The organism is Serratia myotis (assembly GCF_027474885.1).
Classification (GTDB): Bacteria; Pseudomonadota; Gammaproteobacteria; order Enterobacterales; family Enterobacteriaceae; genus Serratia; species Serratia proteamaculans.
Window position 1 is genome coordinate 2191134 of the sequence record NZ_CP099707.1, and the last position, 24549, is coordinate 2215682.

Consider the following 24549-nt stretch of genomic DNA (forward strand, 5'->3'; position numbering starts at 1 on the left):
TGACGAACTCAGGAGGGGTCATGGATCAGGCGGCCAGCGTATGCTCGCGGAATGCGCTCAGCAGTTCCTCGGTAAACTTCAGGCGTTTCTGGCGATCGGTCAGATCCAGCATAAATTTCAGCTTGCTCGGCCCATCCAGGCGATAGACCTGCGGATTGCTTTGCAATAGCCCAATCAAATAGCCTGGGTCGACCTTGTTTTTCTCGCCAAACTCAATAAACCCGCCGCGTTCATTGCCCTCGATGCGCTTGATCCCAAGCAGTTGGGCATGCTGACGCAGCGCCGCGCTTTGCAGCAGGTTACGCGCCGCATCCGGCAGCAGGCCGAAGCGGTCAATCAGTTCCACCTTCAGTTCTTCCAACTCACCATCATTTTTCGCGCTGGCGATGCGCTTATAGAACGACAGCCGGGTGTTAACGTCCGGAATATAATCATCCGGCAGCAGGGCCGGCATACGCAGCTCCACTTCGGTCTGGTTACTGGTGAGATCTTCCAGCGACGGCTCGCGCCCGTGTTTCAATGCATCCACCGCGCTTTCCAGCAGTTCCATATACAGTGAGAAGCCGACGGTCGTCATCTGGCCGCTCTGGTCTTCACCGAGCAGCTCGCCCGCGCCGCGGATCTCCAGATCGTGAGTGGCCAAGGCAAAGCCGGCACCCAGGTCTTCCAGTGATGCGATGGCCTCCAGCCGTTTATGGGCGTCGGTGCTCATGGCTTTCGGGTTCGGTGTCAGCAGATAGGCATAGGCCTGATGGTGCGAACGTCCGACGCGGCCACGTAGCTGGTGAAGCTGGGCCAGCCCGAAGCGATCGGCACGCTCAATGATAATGGTATTGGCGCTGGGAATGTCGATGCCGGTTTCGATAATGGTGGTGCAGACCAGCACGTTAAAACGCTGGTGGTGGAAATCGTTCATCACCCGTTCCAGGTCGCGTTCACGCATCTGGCCGTGGCCGATGGCAATACGCGCTTCCGGCACCAGCTCTGCCAGTTTTGCTGCGGCTTTTTCAATATTTTCCACGTCATTGTACAGGTAGTAAACCTGGCCGCCGCGCAGCACTTCACGCAGGATAGCTTCACGTACCACCAGGCTGTCGTACTCGCGTACGAAGGTTTTTACCGCCAGACGACGAGCCGGCGGCGTGGCGATAATCGACAGGTCACGCATGCCACTCATGGCCATATTCAACGTACGTGGGATAGGCGTAGCGGTCAGCGTCAGGATATCCACATCGGCGCGCATTGCCTTGATGCGTTCTTTGTGGCGTACGCCGAATCGGTGTTCTTCATCGACGATCAGCAGCCCCAGATCTTTCCAGCGCAGATCGCTCTGCAGCAGTTTGTGGGTGCCGATGATGATGTCCACTTTGCCTTCAACGGCATCGTCCATCACCTGTTGCTGCTCCTTGGCACTGCGGAAGCGCGACATCATCTCAATGCGGATCGGCCAGGTGGCAAAGCGATCGCGGAAGTTGTCGAAATGCTGCTGTGCCAGCAGGGTGGTGGGCACCAATACCGCAACCTGTTTGCCGTTTTCCACCGCCAGGAAGGCGGCGCGCATCGCCACTTCGGTTTTGCCGAAGCCGACGTCACCGCATACCAGACGGTCCATGGCCAGTGGCTGGCACATGTCGCTCAGCACGGCGTTGATCGCCTGCTCCTGGTCCGGGGTGGTTTCAAACGGGAAGGCCTGGCAGAACAGTTGATACTGTTCGCGGTTATGTTTAAAGGCGAAACCGGTTTTGGCAGCGCGCTGGGCATAGATATCCAGCAATTCTGCCGCCACGTCCCGTACCCGCTCGGCGGCTTTTTGCCGTGCGCGCGACCAGGCATCACCGCCCAGTTTGTGCAACGGCGCGTTATCGTCAGCGCCCCCGGCATAGCGGCTGATCAGATGCAGTGATGAGACCGGGACGTAAAGTTTGTCTTCACCGGCATAGGACAGGATCAGATATTCGGCCTTGATACCACCGGCTTCCAGCGTGGTCAGGCCGACGTAACGCCCAACGCCGTGTTCCAGATGCACCACCGGCTGGCCTGGGTGCAGCTCAGCCAGGTTGCGGATCAGAACATCGGTATTAATGGTGCGGCGGTTGTCCTGCCGACGACGGCTGACGCGTTCACCGAGCAGATCGCTTTCGCAGATCAAGGCCCGGTTGCGCATGCCGTCGAGGAAACCGCGTTCGGAGGCACCGACCATCATGTAGCGGCCCGCCGCCTCGGCCTGATCGAGATGCTGGATCAGCGAAGGGCGGAGCTTGATACGGCCGAGCAGGTCCTGCAGCGTTTCGCGGCGACCTTCACTTTCGACCGAGAAAATAACGCTGCCGTCAAAACTTTCAATAAAGTGGCGCAGGTTGTCCAGTGGCGCTTTCTGCTGGGCTTGCACCGCCAGGCTCGGCAGTACGCGATAATCCAGATTGGTGTTACCGGCCTTGGCCGGCAGCTCTTCGGTTTTCAGCGCCATGCGCGGCCAGGCTTTCAACTCGCCAAACAGCGCATCAACCCGCAACCACAGGCTGTCCGGTGCCAGCAGCGGACGCATGGGATCGACTCGGCGGCTCTCGTAGCGCTGGTTAACGTCCTGCCAGAAGCGTTCGGCGGCGCTTTCCAGATTGCCGGTATTGACGATCAGCGTATTGTCCGGCAGGTAGCTGAACAGCGACGGCAGCGGTTGGCTGAAGAACAGCGGTTGCCAGTATTCGATACCGGCCGGCCAGGTGCTTTTGCTGACCTGCTGATAAATATGTTCGGCGTCGCGGCGCACCTCAAACTGCTCGCGCCATTGGCTACGAAACAGCTCGATGGCATTTTTATCCGTCGGGAATTCATGAGCCGGCAACAGGTTGATGGCGTCGACTTCGCTCAGCGTGCGCTGATTGTCGACATCAAAGGTGCGCAGGCTGTCGATCTCGTCGTCGAAGAAATCGAGGCGGTAAGGTTCTTCGCTGCCCATCGGGAACAGATCGAGCAGCGCACCGCGGGTGGCGAATTCGCCATGCTCCATCACCTGATCGACGCTGCGGTAGCCGGCCTGTTCCAGTTGGGCGCGTAATTTGTCACGTGACAGGCGCTGGCCTTTTTTCATCACCAGCGCGTGGCCGTGCAGAAACTCGTGCGGGCAAACGCGCTGCATCAGGGTATTGACCGGCAGAATAATGACGCCGCGCACCATGGTAGGCAGGTGGTACAGGCTCGACAGGCGGGCGGAGATGATTTCCTGATGCGGCGAGAAACTGTCGTAGGGCAAAGTTTCCCAGTCGGACAGCGTGGTCACCATTTGATCGGTAAACTGCTGAATTTCGTCGCGCAGCCGCAGGGCATTTTGCATGTCCGGGGCGATCAGCATCACCGGCCCGTTATGACGTTCGACGATCTCGGCGCATTCCACGGCACAGGCCGAACCGGTCAGTTGCCCCAGTTGGCGCAAATCGCCCGCGCGCTCAGGCAGGGAATAACGGGAGGGTGACGATGCGGAACGGTTACGGTTATCGGAGATGCTCATTAAGGTATCTTTAATCAATGTGTTAAATTTCGCCCCGGCACAAATAACACCGCGCCTTTACCCGGTAATTCTAGCCCACTGGGCAGTAAACTGACACAGGTAAAAACGCGAAGCTACAGTCTGTCGGTGGATATTTAACCGTCTGGCGGCATTATTCTTGTGCCGCCATGGCGAGATAGTCGGTGATTTTATCGACGTCGAGGTTGCCGCCGCTGACGATCACCCCGACCTTTTTGCCACGCAGATCGAGCAGCGAGTTCATCGCCGCCGCCGCGGCCAGACAGCCGGTCGGTTCGACCACCATTTTCATTCTTTCCATAAAGAAGCGCATCTGCCGACACAGCTGTGGGTCGCTGACCGTCAAAATATCCTCGACGTAGTGTTGAATGATTGGGAAAGTCAACGCACCCACCTGTTGAGTCTGTGCGCCGTCGGCGATGGTCTTGGGGACCGGGATCTGTACCGGCTGGCCGCTGCGGAATGCCTGCTGCACATCATTACCCGCCTGTGGCTCCACGCCGAATACCCGACAGCCCGGTGACCAGTGGTGTGCCGCCACCGCACTGCCGGCCAGCAAGCCACCGCCGCCGGTGCAGACCAGCAACACATCCAACGGCCCAACTTCCTCAATCAACTCTTTGGTGGCGGTCCCCTGGCCGGCAATCACCTGCGGATAATCATAGGGGGGCACCATGGTCAGGCCATGCTCGGCCGCCAGGCGCTGGGTAATGGCCTCCCGGTCTTCGCTGTGACGCTGATAAATCACCACGTTGGCACCGTAACCCCGCGTTGCCGCCAATTTGGTGGCCGGCGCGTCGTGTGGCATCACTATGGTTACGCTGACCCCTAACTCCCGCGCCGCCAGCGCCATGGCCTGTGCGTGGTTGCCGGAGGAGAAGGCAATCACCCCTGCCTTGCGTTGCGCCTCACTCAATTGAGCAATTGAATTGTACGCGCCGCGAAACTTGAAGGCGCCGACGCGCTGGAAATTCTCGCATTTAAAGAACAACTGCGCGCCGGTATGGCGATCGGCCTGCTGCGAGGTCATGACTGGCGTGCGAATGGCATGCCCGTTCAGGATTTCTGCGGCGGTAGAGATATCGGCGGCGGTAATACAGTGGGGCGTTGAACTCATGGCGACCTCGCGTAGGTGAAAGGTTGATTGATAACACGAAGATTTTAATTTACTCTTTGTAAAGTTATTGTCAAATGGTTAACTCAATGAGCGATCTCAGGCAGGAAAATGCGCTGTTGCTGCGTGAAGCAGAAAAAATTGTTCAGGCACTGGGCACCATGTTTGCCCCCAGTTGCGAAGTGGTGCTGCACGATCTGACGCAGCCAGACCATGCTATCGTCGCCATCGCCAATAATCTGTCTAACCGTAGTATTGGCGACGCCGCCAGCGAAATGGGGCTGGAGCGTATTGCTTCGCCAGACTTCCCTGATGTGGTGCAAAACTATGCCAATGCCTTCCCGGACGGCCGCCCCGCCAAGAGTACGTCAATTGGCCTGCGCAACAGCCAGGGAGTCTATGTCGCCGCGATCTGCCTGAATCTGGACGTCTCGATCTTCAACAGCGCCACGGCCATCCTGCAACAATTGACCGCCGTAGTGCAGAGCACGCCACAGCCGGTTGCCGAAGGCGCACGTTCGCTGTCGGATATTGCCTCGGTGATCAATAACTTTGCCGCTTCGCATGCCAGCGCGCCACGCGCACTCTCTTCCGACCAGCGTTTTCAGGTGATCCAACTGTTAAAGCAACAGGGGTATCTGCAACTGCGTGGGGCAGCCACCATGGTAGCGGAAGCATTGGGTATTTCGCGGGTGTCGGTTTACAACCTGTTAAAGCGTGACGCCGGGTGACGTGCTGCCGTTAGGAGGATCGGCGGAATAAAAGGCGTCAGGGTGGTTCCCTAAACGGGGTATAGCCTTTATTATCCTTGATCACTTTGCTTAAGCTACGGCAACAAAACGGATTTCATGTATCAACCTGTCGCGTTATTCATTGGCCTGCGCTACATGCGCGGGCGGGCCTCAGACCGCTTCGGGCGGTTTGTTTCCTGGCTTTCCACCATCGGCATTACGCTGGGGGTGATGGCGTTGGTCACCGTATTGTCGGTGATGAACGGTTTCGAAAAGGATCTGGAAAACAACATTCTCGGCCTGATGCCGCAGGCGTTGATCACCAGTCCGCAAGGGTCGATCAACCCTCAGCAGGTCCCGGCATCGGTGGTGCAGGGCTTGCAGGGCGTCAGCCGTGTTGCGCCTTTGACCACCGGTGATGTGGTGCTGCAAAGCGCCCGCAGCGTGGCGGTGGGTGTGATGCTGGGGGTGAACCCCGACGAAGCCGATCCGCTGACGCCGTTCCTGGTGAACGTCAAGCAGCAACAGCTGCAGCCGGGCCAGTACAACATTATCATCGGCGAGCAGTTGGCCGGGCAGCTTGGCGTCAAGCGTGGCGATCCGCTGCGGGTGATGGTGCCGAGCGCCAGCCAGTTTACGCCGATGGGCCGTATTCCCATTCAACGTCTGTTTACCGTGGTTGGTACTTTCCACGCGAACAGTGAGGTTGACGGTACCCAGATGCTGGTTAATCAGCAGGACGCCTCGCGCCTGCTGCGCTATCCGGCCGGCAATATCACCGGGTGGCGTCTGTTCCTGCAGCAGCCGCTGACGGTCGATACCCTCAGCCAACAGAAATTGCCGCAGGGCACCGAATGGAAAGACTGGCGCGAACGTAAGGGCGAGCTGTTCCAGGCGGTGCGCATGGAGAAGAACATGATGGGGCTGCTGCTCAGCCTGATCGTGGCAGTGGCGGCATTTAACATTATTACCTCGCTCGGCCTGCTGGTGATGGAGAAGCAGGGCGAAGTGGCCATTCTGCAGACCCAGGGCCTGACGCGTCGGCAAATTATGTCGGTATTTATGGTGCAGGGCGCCAGCGCCGGCATTATCGGTTCGTTGCTTGGCACGCTGCTTGGCGTGCTGCTGGCCACCAACCTGAATAACCTGATGCCTATCCTTGGCGCATTGATTGACGGCGCTTCGCTGCCGGTGGCGGTTGATCCGCTGCAGGTGACGATCATCGCCGTGGCGGCGATGGCGGTTTCCCTGTTGTCCACGCTTTACCCTTCATGGCGCGCTGCCGCCGTACAACCCGCTGAGGCTTTACGTTATGAGTAACCATCTTTTGTTGCAGTGTGAAAACCTGTGCAAGACCTATCAGGAAGGCAACCTGCATACCGACGTACTGCGCAATGTCAGCTTTGCCATGCAGCCGGGCGAGATGATGGCGATCCTCGGCAGTTCGGGTTCAGGGAAAAGTACGCTGTTGCACCTGTTGGGCGGGCTGGATTCACCGACGTCCGGCGAGGTGATTTACAAGGGCCAGTCGCTGAACACCCTGTCTTCGGCCGCCAAGGCCGAGCTGCGCAACCGCCAGTTGGGCTTTATCTACCAGTTCCACCACCTGTTACCGGACTTTACCGCGTTGGAAAACGCCGCTATGCCGCTGTTGATCGGCGGGATGAAACCGGCGCAGGCGCAGGAAAAAGCGATGGAAATGTTGACCGCGGTCGGCCTGGCCAAACGCAGCAAGCACCGGCCTTCAGAGTTGTCCGGCGGTGAACGTCAGCGCGTGGCGATTGCCCGTGCGCTGGTGAATAATCCGTCGCTGGTACTGGCGGATGAGCCAACCGGCAACCTGGATAAACGCACCGCCGACAGCATTTTTGATCTGCTCGGTGAGCTGAATGTACGCCAGGGCACCGCGTTCCTGGTGGTGACCCATGACCTGCAACTGGCCAAGCGACTCAGTCGCCAGTTGGAAATGGCCGATGGCCATCTGCAGGCCCAGTTGACCCTGTTGGGGGCTGAGTAATGGCGGGTGCGTCACTTTCCTTTCTGACGGCCCTGCGTTTCAGCCGCGGGCGTAAACGTGGCGGCATGGTGTCGTTGATCTCGGTGATTTCCACCATCGGTATTGCGCTGGGCGTGGCGGTGCTGATTGTCGGCCTGAGCGCCATGAACGGTTTTGAGCGCGAACTGAAGAACCGTATTTTGGCGGTGGTGCCGCACGGTGAAATCGAACCGGTGAAACAGCCGTTCAAAGACTGGTCGTCAATCTTGCAACGGGTGGAGAAAGTGCCGGGTATCCTGGCCGCCGCCCCTTATATCAACTTTACCGGTCTGATGGAAAACGGCGCGCAGTTGCGTGCGGTCGGTGTCAAAGGGGTTGACCCGCAGCAGGAGAACCAGCTCAGTGCGCTGCCGAAATACGTGCAGGGCGATGCCTGGGCCAATTTCAAAAGCGGTGAACAGCAGGTGATCCTCGGTAAGGGCGTTGCGGATGCATTGGGCGTCAAGCAGGGCAGCTATGTGACGGTGATGATCCCCAACAGCGATCCGCAAATGAAGCTGTTGCAGCCGAAGCGCATTCGTCTGCACGTGACCGGTATTCTGCAGCTTAGCGGCCAGCTCGATCACAGCCTGGCGATGGTGCCTTTGGCCGATGCCCAGCAATATCTGGATATGGGCGACAGCGTGACCGGTATCGCTATCAAGGTTAACGACGTGTTTGCCGCCAATAAACTGGTGCGTGACGCCGGTGAAGTCACCAACTCCTACGTCTATATCAAGAGCTGGATTGGCACCTACGGCTATATGTACCGCGATATCCAGATGATCCGCGCCATTATGTATCTGGCGATGGTGCTGGTGATTGGCGTTGCCTGTTTTAACATCGTCTCCACGCTGGTGATGGCGGTGAAGGACAAGAGCGGCGATATCGCCGTGCTGCGGACTTTGGGTGCCAAAGACGGGTTTATCCGCGCCATATTTATCTGGTACGGCCTGCTGGCCGGGCTGGTGGGCAGCGTCAGCGGTGTGGTGGTCGGGGTGATCGCCTCGCTGCAACTGACCAACATCATCAAAGGGTTGGAAAAACTGATGGGGCACTCATTCCTGTCGGGAGATATCTACTTCATCGACTTCCTGCCTTCCGAGCTGCACTGGCTGGACGTGGTGATAGTATTGGTGACCGCATTGGTGCTCAGCCTGTTGGCTAGCTGGTATCCGGCCAGGCGTGCCAGCCGTATCGATCCGGCGCGAGTGTTGAGCGGACAATAATCAAAATCAGGGGAGGCAGAGATGCCGCCCCATTTTTTTAGCCTGAGGGTGGGTTATGTACTACGGTTTCGATATGGGCGGCACCAAGATTGAGCTGGGCGTATTCGACGCAGACCTGCAGCGCATTTGGCAAAAAAGAGTGCCGACGCCGCGTGATGACTACCAGCAATTGCTGACGACGCTGCGCGATCTGACCTTTGAAGCGGATGCGTTCTGCGGCCAGCAGGGCATGGTGGGCATCGGCATTCCGGGGCTGCCTAACGATGATGACGGCACGGTGTTCACCGCCAACGTGCCTGCGGCCATGGGGCAGCGGTTGCCGCATGACCTGGCTGAACTGATTGGCCGCGAAGTGCGCATTGATAATGACGCCAACTGCTTTGCGCTGTCGGAAGCCTGGGACGAGGAGTTCCGTCACTATCCGACGGTGTTGGGCATCATTCTCGGCACCGGGGTTGGCGGCGGATTGATCGTCGATGGCAAGGTGGTCTCCGGGCGTAACTATATCGCCGGTGAATTTGGTCATTTCCGCCTGCCGGTGGATGCGCTTGAGGTGCTGGGGCGTGATATACCTCGCGTTCCCTGTGGCTGCGGTCATCAGGGTTGCATCGAAAATTACATTTCCGGCCGCGGTTTTGAGTGGATGTACGCCCACTTTTACCAGCAGCACTTGCCTGCGCAGCAGATTATTGCGCATTATCAGTCGGGTGAGCCGCAGGCCGTGGCTCACGTCGAACGTTTTATGGACGTGCTGGCGATTTGCCTGGGTAACCTGCTGACCATCATCGATCCTCATCTGGTGGTGATTGGCGGTGGGTTGTCGAACTTTGAGGCGATCTACCAGGCGTTGCCACAGCGTTTACCGGCGCATCTGTTGCGCGTGGCCAAGTTGCCGCGGATTGAAAAAGCGCGCTACGGAGACGCTGGCGGGGTACGCGGGGCCGCGTTCCTCAATTTGGTCAACAGGGAAAAGTAAGGAGAGAGTAATGCACACTCGCCATCGGCTGTGTCAGTTTCGCAAGAGTAAGCATGTGCTGCATCAGCGCTTTCGTTCGCGAATTTTTCATCGCGACACCATGGCGGCCGCCGAGCTGAAAAAGCCGTTTGTCGTGGTGTTGACCGGGGCCGGCATCTCGGCTGAGTCGGGCATCCGTACTTTCCGCGCCGCAGACGGGTTGTGGGAAGAGCACCGGGTGGAAGACGTTGCTACGCCGGAAGGCTACCAGCGTGACCCGCAACTGGTGCAGGCGTTTTACAATGAGCGCCGCCGCCAGTTGCAGTCGCCGGACATTGCGCCTAACGCTGCACACCGTGCCTTGGCGGATCTTGAAGCCTGGCTGGGCGATAATTTCCTGCTGGTGACGCAGAATATCGATAACCTGCACGAACGTGCCGGGAGTTCGCGGGTGCTGCATATGCATGGCGAACTGCTGAAAGTGCGTTGCACCAGCTCGGGGCAGGTATTTGACTGGCCGGAGGATCTCAGCGTCGACGATCGCTGTCATTGCTGCCAATTCCCGGCACCGCTACGGCCACATATCGTGTGGTTCGGCGAAATGCCGCTGGGCATGGACGAAATTTATCAGGCGCTGGCCAAGGCCGACTTTTTTGTTGCCATTGGCACCTCGGGTCATGTTTATCCGGCCGCCGGTTTCGTACATGAAGCGCGACTGGGCGGGGCGCATACCATGGAGCTGAATCTGGAGCCCAGCCAGGTCGAGAGCCAGTTCGATGAAAAACACTATGGCCAGGCCAGTGCCGTGGTACCGCGATTTGTGCACAAATTCCTGGTAGGGAAAGTCGCAAGAGCCGATCAGCCATGAGTGCGGCCCCGGGGGACAAGCCTTTGCTCCCTGGGGTTATGCCTGGCGCTCCGCGAACTGCCCATCCAGAAAATACCCGCCTTCTTTCGTCATAATAGCGCCACGGGGTGACGGTGAATTTCAAACAGGTATTCAGCCAGACGGATCTGAGCAAAACGGATCTGGCTATTCTCAACTGCATTCTGGATAACCCTGACGCCTGCATCGACGAAGGCATCCGGGCGGTGTCTGCCCGTTGCTACAGCTCGCCGTCGACGCTGGTGCGGCTGGCCAAGAAGCTGGGCTTTCGCGGCTATCTGGAGCTGGTGTATTTTATCAAATTCAACCTGGCAATGGCGCCTGCCTATCTGGCTGAAAGGCCGGCACCTGCAGCGTTCAGCCTGCAGCAACAGGCGCAGTTTCTTGACTTGCTCGACGGCGGCAAAATTCTGATCCACGGCAGCGGTTTCTCGCAGCTGGTGGCGCAGTACATGTACAACAAGTTTATGACCCTGGGCATCGACAGTTATCTGTCGCTGTGGCCGGATTTCGATATTCTCGATCGGGAGACGCGTTTTCGTTTCAACATGGTGATCGTGATTTCAAAGTCGGGCAACAGCAGCTCGGCGCTGAGTTGGAGCGAGGCGGTGAAACGCAACAATATCCAGTTGGCAGCATTTTGCGGTGACGGTGATAGCCCGCTGGCCCAGCAGGCTGACATGAGCTTTATTTATGAAGATCGGCAGAAGTATGACCATGATATCTATTATCCCAATCCGTTCTTCGGCCACTGCTTGCTGGGCTTTGAAAACCTGATCAAGGCCTGGTTCGAACGGCGCAGCCGCTGAAGGCCGCGCCGCAGGGATTAATGCCAATGTTCAGCGTATTGCTGATGGGCCTGCAAGTACTCCTCCACCAGCGTTTTTGCCAGCGAGTAAGAGTTCACCAGCGGGTGCACCATCAACGCCTTGATGGCCTTTTTGCGGTTACCTTCCAGAATAGCTTCTACGGCCAGCCGTTCGTACTCTTTCACCCGGGCGATCAGGTTTTTTTGCGTGTCGGGAATATCGCGCATTTTCACCGGGTGAATACCTGCACTACTTAGCTCGCAGCTGATTTCAATCACGTCTTCAGGATGCAGGAAGTCCAGCGTATCGTTGTTCTGCATTGATACCACCACGCGTTTTTGCTGGCCACTGTTCACCGCCTCCAGAATATCGATCGCCACGCCGGCGTAGCCACCACTGTCAGGTTGTTCGATAAACTGCTGTAGCGTCAGCATTTCTCGCTCTTTCACCTTACCCTGGCTGGACTCGCGCTGCATATACGAGTTTTCACGCGTCAGATAATGACGGAAGTAGAGGCTGAAGGCCTGATCCAGCTGGTGCGGGATGTCCAGCTCGGCCAAGTCTGCCAGCATCTGCCGGTTGATCTGCGCAATTTGCTCGCCGCGGGTTTCACCGGCGCTGACGATAGCGGCGATCGCTTGTTCACGGTAGTAGTAGTAATACAGATACTCGTTGAGCATCAGGTTGTCGGAGAGTTCGACCAGCTCTGGTGAGAAGTACTTCATACAGGTGTCGCGATACAGGCGTGGATCCGCCAGCAGCCGTTCAGTCACCGGTACGCCGTTGACCCGCGCATTGCGGAACCAGGACAGGTGATTCAACCCGAAGCAGTCAATGCTCAATTCGCTCTCGCGGCAACCCAACAGCTCGGCCAGTTCGCGGATAAATTCGCTGGGCGCATCACAGATGCCGTACACCTGGCGTTTAAAGCCGGATTTGATGATCGCTTCGGTCACCATGCCGGAAGGATTGGTGAAGTTGAACAACACCGCGTTGGGAGACGACAGTTGTTCGATCAGTCGACAATAGTCGATAATTGCCGGTATTGAGCGCATTGCCATGGCGAAGCCGCCTGCGCCGGTGGTTTCCTGCCCCAGAACCTGATGGTCGAGCGCGATACGTTCATCATAAATGCGACCCTCCTCACCGCCGATGCGCAGGGTGGTGATGATATAGTCCGCGCCGCTCAGCGCCTGCTGTGGATCGCTGGTCAGGCTGAAGGTGATATCACCGCGGATGCGCTGGAATACCCCTTGAGCGATGGCACCGTAAATAGCCAGTTTATGTTGATCGGTATCCATAAACACCACTTCGGTGACGCCGATGCGGTGGGCGTTATAGGCGATGGATTTGGCCAGGAACGGCGAGCGTACGCCGCCGCCACCCAGAACGGTTAATTTCATTCGATATCTCCCAAATTAATAAGTGTCAGAGTGCTGCTAAATATTTTTCGACCTGATTTTTGACCTTGCCAACGGTGACGCCATAAATAACCTGCACCTCGCGTCTGTTTTTCACCACGCCTTTGGCTCCGGTGCTCTTTAATGCCGGTTCATCCACCAGTTGCATATCTTTTAATTCGACCCTGAGTCGGGTGAAGCAATTATCGACGGAAACAATATTGTCTTTGCCACCCAGTGCGCGAATAATAATTCCGCTCAATTCACCCGGTTGATTCTTGCTGTTCTGATACTCCTGCTTGGAATAAAGTTTGACCTCATCGTCATCCTCGCGGCCTGGCGTTTTTAAATTGAGTTTCAGTACCAGCGTTTTGAAGACCAGGTAATAGACTGCAAACTGGACCAGGCCAATGACTACGTACAGCGGCCAGCGGGTGAGGGACACCGGTAGCGGCAGGTTATACACCAGGAATTCAATCAGGCCGCTGGCGCCCCAGGGCCGTACCTCGAACAGATTGCAGGCGACCTGCGACAGTGCGGTCAGTACCGCGTGGATCACCCACAGCAGTGGCGAGATAAACAGGAAGGTAAACTCGATGGGTTCGGTGATGCCAACCAGAATCGAGGTGGTGATGGCCGGGATCAGGAGCGCCTTGGCCAGCATTTTCTTTTCCGGTTTGGCGGTGTGATAAAACGCCAGAGCCGCCCCGGACAGGCCGAAGATGGTCACCATGCCCTGTTGCGAGAAGCGCAGGGCTTCATTCATCAGCGGCGAGATAGTGGGGTCACGCATATAGGCCAGGAAAATGGCCTGCGAGCCGGAGACGGTGTGGCCATCCTGCACGATCGAGCCGCCAATGCTGGTGAGCTGGAACGGGGACCAGATAAAGTGATGCAGCCCGGTGGGGATGAGGAATTTCTCGAAGAAGCCGTAGACGAACACCCCGAGCGAACCGGAGCTTTTCATAAAGCCGGTCAGCGAAATCAGGCCGTGCGAGATAGCCGGCCACAGGTAGCTGAAGGCGATGGCGTACAGCACAATCACCGGTGTCATGGCAATCAGCACCAGTTTGGAGCCGCCATAAACCGATAACACGCCATTCAGTTCGATGTTGCACAGGCGGTTATGCACCCAGGCAATGGTGATGCCGAGGATCAGGCCGAGAAATATGCCCATATCCACCACGGTGAATCCCAGCAGTTCAGTCTGTCCGGTGCCGTAGAATTCGCCGTTAATTTTTTGCGCCACGTGGCCGCTCAGCTGTAAATAAGAGGAGTTGGCACCGAGAAACATAATAAAACACATCACCGCAACCAATGCGGCTTCGCTCTTTTTATCCCTGGCCAGCCCATAGGTAATACCGATGCAGAATATCAGCCCCAGATTGCCAAATAGCGGCCAGAAGGTGTCGCCGATCATTTTCCCAACATGAAAAACATTGGAGTTTTCATTAACCAACGTGGCGTTAGTGAGAATAGAACTTAATGCCAGGATCAGGCCAATCACCGGCAGGAAAAATATCGGCCCCATCATGGCTTTGGAAAATAGCTGCAGCTTGCTTAAGATATTATCAATAATACCTTTCATGGCAGTTCCTTTTTTATATTTTAATGGATAACGACGTTTTTGATAAAGCTCCCTGGATAACAAAAGAGAAAAGGCAAACTTTGCCTTGGTTCAGTTATAGGAGGAAAGATCCGGCGATGCAATTAACCGGCGGAATTAGGTACCGGTGCTCAGCGGCTGACAACCGGTGCCCGTCGTGAAGCGGGTCACACAAAAGCGCAACCTGCTGCAGTTTGTGGGGCTGACTTCGGGGATGACGGCTTAATCAACTCGAGCAATCATCACGGGGTTTAATGATTTTCGTTAAATCTGGCTAAAAATGACCTGTCGCAATATTTGATCCGGATCGGTTCCGCATAATGAAACGCGATATTCTGAGGGCGGATACCATGGATAAACTACTAGATCGTTTTTTTAACTACGTCTCATTCGACACGCAATCCAAAGCGAACGTCAAACATGTGCCGAGCACCGACGGGCAAATGAAGCTGGCGCGTGCATTGCAGCAAGAAATGATTGAATTGGGGTTTGATCGGGTGTCGCTCAGCGAGCATGGCTGCGTGATGGGGACTTTGCCGGGGAACGTTGCCTGGTCTGTCCCGGCCATTGGGTTTATTGCCCACCTGGATACTTCACCGGATTTTACCGGTAAACACGTTAACCCGCAGATCGTCGAAAACTACCGCGGCGGAGATATCGCTCTGGGTATTGGTGATGAAGTGTTGTCACCCGTGATGTTCCCGATCCTGCACCAGATGCTGGGGCAGACGCTGATCACCACCGACGGCAAAACGTTGCTCGGCGCCGACGATAAAGCGGGTATTGCCGAAATTCTGACCGCGATGGTGCGGCTACAACAGAGCAAGATCCCCCATGGTGATATCCGCGTGGCCTTTACGCCGGATGAGGAAGTGGGCAAGGGCGCGCGTTTTTTTGATGTTGCAGAGTTCAACGCCGAGTGGGCCTATACCGTGGACGGTGGCGGTGTCGGCGAACTGGAATGTGAAAACTTCAATGCGGCATCGGTAACGGTGAAAATTGTCGGTAATAACGTGCACCCCGGCAGCGCCAAAGGCGTGATGGTGAACGCTCTGTCACTGGCGACACGCATTCAACAGGCATTACCTGCGGATGAAACCCCGGAAACCACGACCGGTTATCAGGGTTTCTATCATCTAAGCAGCCTCAAGGGCAGCGTTGAGCGTGCCGAAATGCACTATATTGTGCGGGATTTCGAGCGTGAGGGGTTTGAAGCGCGTAAACGTCGGATGATTGAAGTCGCTCAGCAGATAGGTAAAGGCCTGCCGAGGGATTGCTATATCGAAGTGACGATCGAAGACAGTTATTACAATATGCGTGAACAGGTGGCGGAACATCCGCATGTGATTGCGCTGGCGCAGCAGGCGATGCGTGAATGTGATATTGAACCGATCATGAAGCCGATCCGCGGCGGTACCGACGGGGCTCAGTTGTCGTTCCGTGGCCTGCCGTGCCCGAATCTGTTTACCGGCGGTTATAACTATCATTGCAAGCATGAGTTTGTGTCGCTGGAAGGGATGGAGCAGGCGGTGGCCGTGATTATGCGCATCGCCGCGCTAACGGCAGAACGTACCCAATAGCCTCGATGGCGATGATCATAATGGCTTGCCGTAACAATGATTTGCTCCTAGTGTGGAAGCTATTTTCAGCACAAGGAGCCGTATCATGAGCACTGAACACCGTATCGATCGCCAATGCCTTGAGCAGTTTGTGCAGGCCATTTGGCGCCATGCCGGCAGTACGGATCGGGAGGCCGAATTAGTGGCCGAACATTTGGTTCAGGCCAATTTGGCCGGACACGATTCGCACGGCGTCGGCATGATCCCCAGCTATATGGCATCGCTGGCGCAGGGGCATTTGCAACTGAATGTTCATGCCGAGGTGGTGCGCGACGCCGGTGCGGTACTGACGATTGACGGTGGTCAGGGTTTTGGCCAGGTGGTCGCCAGCGAGGCGATGGACAAAGGTATCGAGCGCGCCCGCCAACTGGGCCTGGCGGCGGTGGCGTTGAATAACTCGCACCATATTGGCCGCATTGGTCACTGGGCTGAACAGTGCGCGCGTGCCGGTTTTATCTCCATCCATTTCGTCAACGTGGTGGGTGATCCGATGGTGGCGCCTTTCGGTGGCAGCGATCGTCGTTTTGGCACTAACCCCTTCTGCGTCATTTTCCCCCGTGCAGATAAAAAACCGCTGCTGCTGGATTTCGCCACCAGCGGCATCGCTTTTGGCAAAACCCGCGTGGCCTACAACAAAGGCTTGAAAGTCGCGCCGGGCTATCTGATTGACGAACATGGCCAACCGACCAATGAACCCAAAGTGATGCACCAGTCGCCGTTTGGTTCGTTGCTGCCGTTCGGTGCGCATAAAGGCTACGCGCTGGCCACCCTGTGCGAAATTCTCGGCGGCGCGTTGTCCGGTGGGCGTACTACCCATAGCGCTACCCTGAAGTCCGACAGCGACGCCATTTTCAACTGCATGACCACCATTATCCTCAATCCAGAGGCCTTCGCCGCGCCTGAGATGCAAAGCGAGGCAGAGGCGTTTATCGACTGGGTGAAGGCTTCCCCTTCAAGCGATGGCCGGCCGATTGAGGTGCCGGGGGAGTGGGAGGAAGCGAACCGCGAGGCGCGGTTGCAGCAGGGGATCCCGATAGATGCCAATACCTGGCAGCAGATTTGCGCGGCGGCGAAACAGGCGGGCATGCCGGACGATGAGCTGGACGGTTACCAGAGCAGGGCGCTGCGGGCATAAAAAAAGCCACTCGCCTAAGCGGGTGGCCTGATTAGAATCTTGTCAGCTTCAGTCTTTAAAATACCAGTAGCCGTTGTTGATCAGCGCGGTCAACAACGCCAGGAACGAAGGATCGTCCACCGCGTCACCCAATTGGGCGGCATTAACGCTGAAGTTCTGGCACATCGCATCGACAGCCTGCAGATGCTCGGTATCCATCAGTTCGCCGTTCACAAAGCACTGGTCACCGACGCGCAATACGCGCAGGCCGCCCAGGCGTTGTAAGGGTTCACCCTGTTGCAGCAGTTCGTAGATTTCTCCGGCCTGATAAGGTGGCTCTGGCGGTGCTGCGTCCAGTTCGTGGCGGGTCTGAGAGATAAACTCACCGAACCACTGTTGGAAGTGTTCCGGTTGCTGAACCAGGTCCAGCATCATCTGGCGCAGCGCGTCGACTTCCTGTGGCAGCACTTGCGCCGGATGTTCGCGCAGCTGAATGTCTGGATCGCTATAGCGTTTGCTGCCCAGCTCGCGCGCGAGCACGTGGTCGGCAAAACCACTGATCAGTTCACGACCGTTGGGGGCGCGGAAGCCCACGGAATAATTCAGTGCGTTTTCCAGCGCGTAACCTTCATGCGGGAAGCCCGGCGGAATATACAGAATATCGCCCGGTTCCATTTCTTCATCGATAATGGCGTCGAAAGGTTCAACCTGCAGCAGGTCAGGATGCGGGCAAAGCTGCTTCATCGGCACTTTGTCGCCCACACGCCAGCGACGGCGGCCGGTGCCCTGAATGATAAAGACGTCGTACTGATCGAGGTGCGGACCTACGCCGCCGCCCGGGACCGAGAACGAAATCATCAGATCGTCCATCCGCCAGTCCGGCAGTTGGCGGAACGGGCGCATCAGCGCGCTGGAAGGCTCATGCCAGTGATCCACCGCCTGCACCAGCAGCGACCAGTTGTTCTCGCTCAGGTGGTCAAAGCTCTCAAAGGGACCGTGCGCAACCTGCCAGCGGCCGTCCTGGTGGCTGACCAAACGGCTGTCCACTTCGTTTTCCATCGCCAGCCCAGCCAGCTCATCCGGGGAGATCGGATCGATAAAGTTTTTGAAGCCGCGCTTCAGAATCACCGGACGCTTTTGCCAATAACGTTGCAAAAAATCGTTCCAGTCCAGATCTAATTGATAATCCATGTTCTATTCCAGGATAGTGGAGTGAGCCTGAGAGCGATTATAACGGAAGTTTGGCCCCGTGGATCGGGGCCTTAACAACAGAATTTACTCGTTATGGTGGGAATCGTGCTGACGAGCGAAAGTGACCTGCATGCGGGCTCCGCCCAGTGGGCTGTCGCTGATGGTAATGGAGCCGTCGTATTGCTCAATAATCTCCGCCGCTACCGACAATCCCAGGCCCTGACCCGGGCGCAATGTGTCTACCCGTTGACCGCGCTGGAAGATCAGCTCGCGCTTGCTTTCCGGAATGCCCGGACCGTCGTCGTCGATGACGATAGTGAGGTATTTATCGGAGTGCAGAGAGGTGATTTCAACGAATTCCAGGCAGTATTTACAGGCGTTTTCCAGCACATTGCCCATCACTTCCATAAAGTCGTTCTTTTCCCCCATAAAGGTCACTTCCGGCGAAATATCCAGGGTGATCACCACGCCTTTACGCTGATAGACCTTGTTCAGTGCCACATTCAGGCTATCCAGCAGGGCCGGTACCGAATGGATCTCACGTGTCAGCACCGTTTGTCCCGAATTGATGCTGGCGCGGTGCAGGTAGTAGCCGATTTGCTGGGAGATACGGCTGATCTGATCCAGCATGATCGGCTCGACCTCCTCGATGGTGGTTTGCTTGCCGGTACGCAGTGAGCGCAGGGTGGTTTGCAGCACCGCCAATGGCGTCTTCAGGCTGTGGGTCAGATCGGAAAGCGTGGTGCGATATTTGGTGTAGCGCTGGCGCTCGTTGCGCACCAGAATATTCAGATTGCGCACCAGTCCGCGTAGCTCACTGGGGGGATTTTCGTCGAGCTGTTCTCGTTCACCGTTCTCCAGTTCGCCGACCTGACTCACCAGCGCCTTGATTGGCCGCAAACTCCAGTAGGCCGCCAGCCACAGCAAGGGGACCACCAACAGCAGGTTAGCCAGCAACACATAGCTGAACCATTCCCATACCACGTCAGAACGCTGCAGCTCCTGTGGAATGGTATCGACCACCACGATACTCAACGCGGGTAACCGTGGAGTCGCCGCGTAGGTGTTGACCGCTACCGAGTGGGTCAGCGCATTCTGGTCGTTGTCGTCATAGTCTTTGAGCTGATCCTGCGCCTTGGGGTTGTTACCCAGGACTTCGCTACTGATGCGGGTATCGGTGTCAATTTCGTAGAAACCTGACTCTTCCAGCCACTCTTTATTGATGCGTTTTTCCAGCTCCGGCACCTGGCGCTGGCTCCACAGCAGCTTGCCCTTATCATCGTAAATAAACACCAGGGTAGGGAAGTTGAGATCGATATCGGGCGGAATAGCGATGGTGAGTTTGTTGTCTTTCCACTGGGCCAGGCTGAAGAACAGATTGCTTTCGCCACGCAGCAGGCGGAAGGCGGTTTTGTCGAAACTGACGATATACCCCACGACCGCGACCAGACCATAGGACAGCGACAGCGCCAGGATCACCCCGGCGGTAGCCATCAAAAAGCGGGCGCGTAGTGAAAACGGCTTTTTATCTTTGTTGAACATCATGTTCACTTCGCATCAAAACGATAGCCCTGGCCACGAACCGTGGTGATCACTTCCTGTGGGTATTCGGCCTGCAGCTTTTTACGCAAACGGCCCATCAGTACGTCAATAGTGTGGCTTTCGCGCAGTTCGGCATCCGGATACAGTTGCAGCATCAGCGAGTCTTTACTGACCACTTTGCCAGCGTTGCGGATTAAGGTTTCGATAATGGTGTATTCAAACGCCGTCAGTTTGATTTGCTGTTCGTTGACGCTCAGCTCGCGACGCGAAAGGTCGATCTGGAACGGCGGCAAGACGATCACCTGGGAAGCCAGGCCACTGTTACGGCGCATCAGCGCCTGCATGCGGGCAATCACTTCTTCCAAATGAAACGGCTTGGTGACGTAGTCGTCGGCACCGGCTTCCAGCACCGCCACTTTGTCCTGCCAGCTTTCGCGTGCGGTCAGCACCAGAATAGGCAATTTCATTTGGTGGGCACGCCAGCGGCGGATCAGGCTCAGGCCGTCTTCACCCGGCAGGCCGAGATCGACAATCGCGATGTCCGGCGCATGTTCCTGCAGGAAATAGTCGGCTTCCTTGGCATCTTCTGCTGCATCAACCTGGTGGCCCATTTCACGCATCTGTACGGAGAGGTGGTGGCGCAATAAACCGTTATCTTCAACAACCAGTACTCGCATGGCAGACTCCTGTAAATCGGCGGGTGAACATCCTGTCACCCACGCTGTAAAGGTAACACGCTCTTGGCGTGTGAGGGATAGCGTGCGACAACCTAGGCCATCTGATCGTTATATTGACGTTATGGTAGGTATAACCGGCTGTTACCGCAAGGGACGCAGAGCCTTGGCAGGAAATAGCGCTATCGATTTTCGGTGCGTGGTCATTATCGGCAACATCAAATAAACGCTGGATAAACAATGCGGAGGCAAAGTTAAACCAAACTTAAACGAGAGAGGCTGCGAGGTGGGGAGAGGGGCCCCCGATTCCGGGCCCCTGAAGTATTTAAGGCTGGGTCGGTTTACTGACGCTGTTTTTGCGGATTTCCTGTACCTGAGCGGCGGTGACCGCCGGTGCATCGTTGCCCCAGCTGCTGCGCACAAAAGTGGCGAGTTGAGCAATCTGCTCGTCGTTCAGACGCCAACCAAAGTCTGGCATGGTCAACCCGGTGGGCGCGCCGACGGTGACTGGCGTGCGGGAGCCGTTGAGGATAATACTGATCAGCGAGGACGGATCATCACTTAACAGCGCCGGGTTGTGCGCCAACTGTGGGAAGGTGTCGCGATAGCCCTGGCCGTCGCTGCGGTGACAGGCGGCGCAGTTATCCAGATAGGTTTGGGCACCCGGGCGGCTGACATCGCCGTTTAACAGCATTTTGGCCGCGCCACCGTCCTGCATCAGCGGCTTTTCCTTATTGCCGGCCGACAAGGATTGCAGATAAACCGCGATGGCACGTAAATCGGCATCGCTCAGGGACTGAGTACTGTCCTGTACCACGTCAACCATTGCACCGAAAGCGGCAAAACGGGGGCTATGGCCGGTTTTCAGGAAGCGGGTGATATCTTCCGTGCTCCATTTGCCCAGGCCAGTTACCGCATCCGCGCGCAGGTTGGTGGCATGCCAGCCTTCCAGTGTGCCACCACTCAGATAGGCGTCGTCACTCTGGTTGAGCGCTTTTTCCTGGAAGCCAATACCGCGCGGCGTATGGCAGGAGCCGCAGTGGCCCAGCCCCTGGACCAAATAGGCACCGCGGTTCCAGTCGAGGCTTTGTGTGGTATCCGGCCGATAGGCGCCGTCTTCGCGAAACGCCAGATTCCACATGGCCAGCGGCCAGCGCATATTCAGCGGCCAGGGAATGTCACTGTCTTTATTGGGCTGAGCCACAGGCCTAACTTGCCGGGTAAAATACAGGTACAGGTCGCGAACGTCCCCATCACTGATTTTGGCGAACGAGGGATAGGGCATCGCCGGGTAGAGCCGGGTCCCGTCGCGAGCGATACCTTTGCGCAAGGCGTCACTGAATTCCTGCAGACTGTATTCGCCGATGCCGGTTTGTTTGTCCGGCGTAATGTTGGTGGAGTAGATGGCACCGACCGGAGTGGTCATTTTCAGACCGCCGGCAAAGGGTACGCCGCTGGGGCCGGTATGACAGGCGGCACAGTCACCGGCGCGCGCCAGGTATTCCCCGTGTTGCAGCCGGGCCGCCAATTGTGGGTCGTCAGTTGCCTGTACCGTGGTCGCACCCAGCATCAATAGCGCCAGCAGCGAGGGGGTAAGTCCTTTCATGTGAAGCTCCTTATGCTATCAGGCCTGAACCAGAGGACCGGGGTTTTTCAGATACTGAGTGCGGATCGCCTCGGCCGAGTAGTAGGCCAGCGCGCCGACAATGCCGGTGGGGTTATAGGCCAGGTTCTGCGGAAAGGCGCAGGCACCGGTGACAAATACGTTTGGCACGTCCCAGCATTGCAGGTATTTATTCACCACGCTGGTGGCTGGGTTATCGCCGGTAATGGCACCGCCGGTGGTGTGGGTCGATTGGTAAGGCCGCACGTCGTAATGATCGCCGGCTTTCATCACCGATACCGACATCTGTTTGGGCTTCATGACGTTGGCGATATCCACCATTTTGCTGGTGATGTGCTGGGTCATTTTGATTTCATTATCTTTCCAGTCAAACGTCATACGCAGCAGCGGCAGGCCGTAGCCGTCCTTGTAGGTAGGATCCAGATCCAGATAGCAATCGCGGTACGGCATCACCGATCCTTCGGAGCCGAGGCTCATGCTGTGTAAATAGTTATCCTTGATGCCCTGTTTCCAGCCGCTGCCCCAACCGGGTGTGCCCGGCGGCAGCGTCATTTGCTGCAACGGTCGGCCCCCGGTGCGGGTAGCGGAGATGTAAGCCCCACCGATGAATCCCAAACCGGTATGATCGAAGTTCTCCCCGTTCATATCGTCGATCACCATACCGGCGGCGCCAGCACCGATAAACGGATTGAAGTGGGTATCCTTATCGTAAAACAGCGAAATACCGCTGTTCATCTGGTAGGCGTAATTCTTGCCGACCACGCCTTCCCCGGTGACCGGGTTATAAGGTTTACCGATGCCGGACAGTAGTAACAGGCGGACGTTATGCAACTGGAAGGCGCTGAGGATCACCAGATCGGCCGGTTGCTCCACCTCTTGTCCCTGGGCGTTGATATAGGTCACGCCGGTGGCTTTCTTGCCGCTGCTGTCCAGATTCACTTTGATCACCTGCGACTGGGTGCGTAGCTCAAAGTTTTTACGTTGGGTTAGCACCGGCAGGATGGTGCTCTGTGGTGACGCTTTGGAATACATAAAGCAGCCGAAGCGTTCGCAGTAGCCGCAGTAGTTGCAGGGACCGAGCTGGACGCCGTAGGGATTGGTGTAGGGGACGGAGCAGTTGGCGGCGGGCACGTTGAAGGGGTGATAACCCAGCGACTCGGCCGCGGTGCCAAACAGCGAACCGGAGTAAAGCGGCTTCAGCGACGGCGTGGGGTATTCGCTGTTACGTGGTCCCTCGAACGGATTGCCGCCCTTGATGATTTGCCCGCGCAGATTACCGGCTTTACCCGCCGTGCCGCAGACCTTTTCGAACTTGTCGAAGTAGGGCTCCAGCTCCTGATAGCTCAACGGGTAGTCCTGCAGCGTCATGCCTTCCGGGATCCACTTGGCACCGTATTTTTCGGTGAGGGTGGTGTGCAGCTTCAGGTCGGACGGCAAAGCGCGCCAATGCATGCCGTTCCAGTGCACACCAGCACCGCCGACGCCGTTGCCCGGCAAAAAGGAACCCAGTTGACGGTAGGGCACGGCAAATTCTGCCGGGGTGTGACGTACCGTGACCGTCTCGTTGGCCATCGGCTGCATCAGTTTCATGCGAATGCCATAGGTCAGTTCATCGGCAATGCGCGGATAGGCGAAGTCCGGATAAGTATCACGCTGCTCACCACGTTCCAGTGCCAACACGCTAAGCCCGCTTTCGGTTAACTCCATCCCCATGATGGCGCCGGTCCAGCCAAATCCGACGATGACCACGTCTACCGCTGGCTTCTTGATTGCGCTCATTATGCATTCCTTTTGCTTGAGATACTGACCGGCCCGAGGGGATAAGGCTGATTGGGGCGATTGGCCCAGTCGGTGTAATCCGCACGTGCGCCGGGGAAACCGATCATTTTCCATGACGCCAGCGTCTGGTTACCGCCATGCACCGGATCGGCCAGGTAGCCCTCTTTGGTGTTGGTGAGCAACTGGTCGAAAAACGCCTTGCCGGGCAGGTCTTCGGAATCCAGTTGGCCGTGCTCCAGCGCAGCCAGCAGTTGTTCCTGCTCGGCGTGATCGAGATCGGCAAACCCTTTTTGGAACTGTTGCTGGCAGTGCGCATTGACTTCGCGGATGCCGATTCGGTAGGTTTCGCGTGGCGTCAGCTTGGACTGATAGCCCAGTTGCGGCGGGGAAGGAACGAATGGTGGGTGCATATACCATAAGCCGCCGTGGCCGTAGGGGGCTTCCATTTGCCTATCGATAAACACCGGCACGCCCTGATCGACTGCGCCTGGGCCGTTATCGTCAGTGGGGATCAGCCGATCGCAGGCCGCCAGCAGAAAACGCCATTCATCTGCGTTGAAATAGACCGGAACGTAGTGCTCCGATACGCCGGCAGCGGGGGCAGCCTTGGCATCCAGTGCCAGAATGCTGCTGCCGGCGGCGGCCAGCGGGATCAACGCCAGGGTTTTTTTGAGAAAGTTACGCCGGGGCGGCGAAGAGTTGTGCTGTTGTGACATAA

The 24549-nt window shown here is 57.0% G+C and carries 19 protein-coding genes; 9 read left to right on the plus strand and 10 right to left on the minus strand.

Annotation, left to right across the window (positions count from 1 at the left end):
- Nucleotides 1-25 precede the first annotated feature (25 nt).
- Together mfd and NHG65_RS10420 are read right to left on the minus strand one after the other, a co-directional pair.
- Nucleotides 26-3505, minus strand: a complete 3480-nt coding sequence (gene mfd / locus NHG65_RS10415) for a transcription-repair coupling factor (RefSeq protein ID WP_499183277.1) — start codon at nt 3503-3505, stop codon at nt 26-28.
- A gap of 151 nt (nt 3506-3656) precedes the next feature.
- Nucleotides 3657-4640 carry a threo-3-hydroxy-L-aspartate ammonia-lyase gene (locus tag NHG65_RS10420; RefSeq protein WP_413478651.1) on the minus strand — a complete coding sequence of 328 codons (984 nt, stop codon included), beginning with the start codon at nt 4638-4640 and terminating at the stop codon, nt 3657-3659.
- An 86-nt stretch (nt 4641-4726) separates the two neighbouring features.
- Here NHG65_RS10420 and NHG65_RS10425 point away from each other — a divergent pair, with 86 nt between their 5' ends.
- The 7 genes from NHG65_RS10425 (at nt 4727) to NHG65_RS10455 (ending at nt 11282) form a co-directional block, all read left to right on the plus strand.
- Complete coding sequence (locus tag NHG65_RS10425) at nt 4727-5368, plus strand: helix-turn-helix transcriptional regulator (RefSeq protein WP_085116321.1); 642 nt, start codon at nt 4727-4729, stop codon at nt 5366-5368.
- A gap of 117 nt (nt 5369-5485) precedes the next feature.
- Entirely contained in the window at nt 5486-6688 is a 1203-nt protein-coding gene (lolC, locus tag NHG65_RS10430) for a lipoprotein-releasing ABC transporter permease subunit LolC (protein WP_085116322.1), read from the plus strand.
- A complete protein-coding gene (lolD, locus tag NHG65_RS10435; protein WP_085116323.1) occupies nt 6681-7385 on the plus strand; it encodes a lipoprotein-releasing ABC transporter ATP-binding protein LolD in 705 nt (234 codons plus the stop codon). Before lolC ends, lolD begins: the two co-directional genes overlap by 8 nt.
- Nucleotides 7385-8632 (plus strand): lipoprotein-releasing ABC transporter permease subunit LolE, encoded by a 1248-nt coding sequence (gene lolE, locus NHG65_RS10440; RefSeq protein ID WP_012006427.1) that lies wholly within the window; start codon nt 7385-7387, stop codon nt 8630-8632. The genes lolD and lolE overlap by 1 nt, the downstream gene beginning before the upstream one ends.
- A 55-nt stretch (nt 8633-8687) precedes the next feature.
- Nucleotides 8688-9608 carry an N-acetylglucosamine kinase gene (gene nagK, locus NHG65_RS10445; protein ID WP_112348074.1) on the plus strand — a complete coding sequence of 307 codons (921 nt, stop codon included), beginning with the start codon at nt 8688-8690 and terminating at the stop codon, nt 9606-9608.
- Nucleotides 9609-9618: 10 nt separating this feature from the next.
- Nucleotides 9619-10455 (plus strand): Sir2 family NAD+-dependent deacetylase, encoded by an 837-nt coding sequence (gene cobB / locus NHG65_RS10450; protein ID WP_085116325.1) that lies wholly within the window; start codon nt 9619-9621, stop codon nt 10453-10455.
- Between the two features lie 113 nt (nt 10456-10568).
- On the plus strand, nt 10569-11282 hold the full coding sequence (locus tag NHG65_RS10455) for a MurR/RpiR family transcriptional regulator (RefSeq protein ID WP_261415878.1): 714 nt from the start codon (nt 10569-10571) through the stop codon (nt 11280-11282).
- Between the two features lie 17 nt (nt 11283-11299).
- On the opposite strand, the gene NHG65_RS10460 is transcribed toward NHG65_RS10455, so the two are convergent.
- Both NHG65_RS10460 and NHG65_RS10465 read right to left on the minus strand, forming a co-directional pair.
- Complete coding sequence (locus NHG65_RS10460) at nt 11300-12685, minus strand: family 4 glycosyl hydrolase (RefSeq protein WP_499183278.1); 1386 nt, start codon at nt 12683-12685, stop codon at nt 11300-11302.
- Nucleotides 12686-12710: 25 nt separating this feature from the next.
- Complete coding sequence (locus NHG65_RS10465; protein ID WP_499183279.1) at nt 12711-14270, minus strand: PTS transporter subunit EIIC; 1560 nt, start codon at nt 14268-14270, stop codon at nt 12711-12713.
- 368 nt (nt 14271-14638) lie between these two features.
- Between NHG65_RS10465 and pepT the strand changes: the two genes are divergently transcribed.
- On the plus strand, nt 14639-15868 hold the full coding sequence (pepT, locus tag NHG65_RS10470) for a peptidase T (protein ID WP_219015972.1): 1230 nt from the start codon (nt 14639-14641) through the stop codon (nt 15866-15868).
- A gap of 85 nt (nt 15869-15953) precedes the next feature.
- A complete protein-coding gene (locus tag NHG65_RS10475; RefSeq protein ID WP_499183280.1) occupies nt 15954-17042 on the plus strand; it encodes a malate/lactate/ureidoglycolate dehydrogenase in 1089 nt (362 codons plus the stop codon).
- 48 nt (nt 17043-17090) lie between these two features.
- Here the strand turns inward: NHG65_RS10475 and NHG65_RS10480 are convergent, their stop codons facing one another.
- The 6 genes from NHG65_RS10480 to NHG65_RS10505 all read right to left on the minus strand — a co-directional run bounded on the left by NHG65_RS10480 (nt 17091) and on the right by NHG65_RS10505 (nt 24547).
- Nucleotides 17091-18212: a ribosomal protein uL16 3-hydroxylase gene (locus NHG65_RS10480; RefSeq protein WP_099064841.1), complete on the minus strand. Its 1122-nt coding sequence runs from the start codon at nt 18210-18212 to the stop codon at nt 17091-17093.
- An 84-nt stretch (nt 18213-18296) separates the two neighbouring features.
- On the minus strand, nt 18297-19754 hold the full coding sequence (phoQ, locus tag NHG65_RS10485; RefSeq protein ID WP_099064865.1) for a two-component system sensor histidine kinase PhoQ: 1458 nt from the start codon (nt 19752-19754) through the stop codon (nt 18297-18299).
- Between the two features lie 5 nt (nt 19755-19759).
- Nucleotides 19760-20431 (minus strand): two-component system response regulator PhoP, encoded by a 672-nt coding sequence (gene phoP, locus NHG65_RS10490; protein ID WP_020826469.1) that lies wholly within the window; start codon nt 20429-20431, stop codon nt 19760-19762.
- A 322-nt stretch (nt 20432-20753) separates the two neighbouring features.
- A complete protein-coding gene (locus NHG65_RS10495; RefSeq protein ID WP_499183281.1) occupies nt 20754-22034 on the minus strand; it encodes a c-type cytochrome in 1281 nt (426 codons plus the stop codon).
- 18 nt (nt 22035-22052) lie between these two features.
- Complete coding sequence (locus NHG65_RS10500; RefSeq protein WP_261415887.1) at nt 22053-23831, minus strand: GMC family oxidoreductase; 1779 nt, start codon at nt 23829-23831, stop codon at nt 22053-22055.
- Nucleotides 23831-24547, minus strand: coding sequence for a gluconate 2-dehydrogenase subunit 3 family protein (locus NHG65_RS10505; protein ID WP_151415165.1), 717 nt, complete (start codon nt 24545-24547; stop codon nt 23831-23833). Before NHG65_RS10505 ends, NHG65_RS10500 begins: the two co-directional genes overlap by 1 nt.
- Nucleotides 24548-24549: the final 2 nt, after the last annotated feature.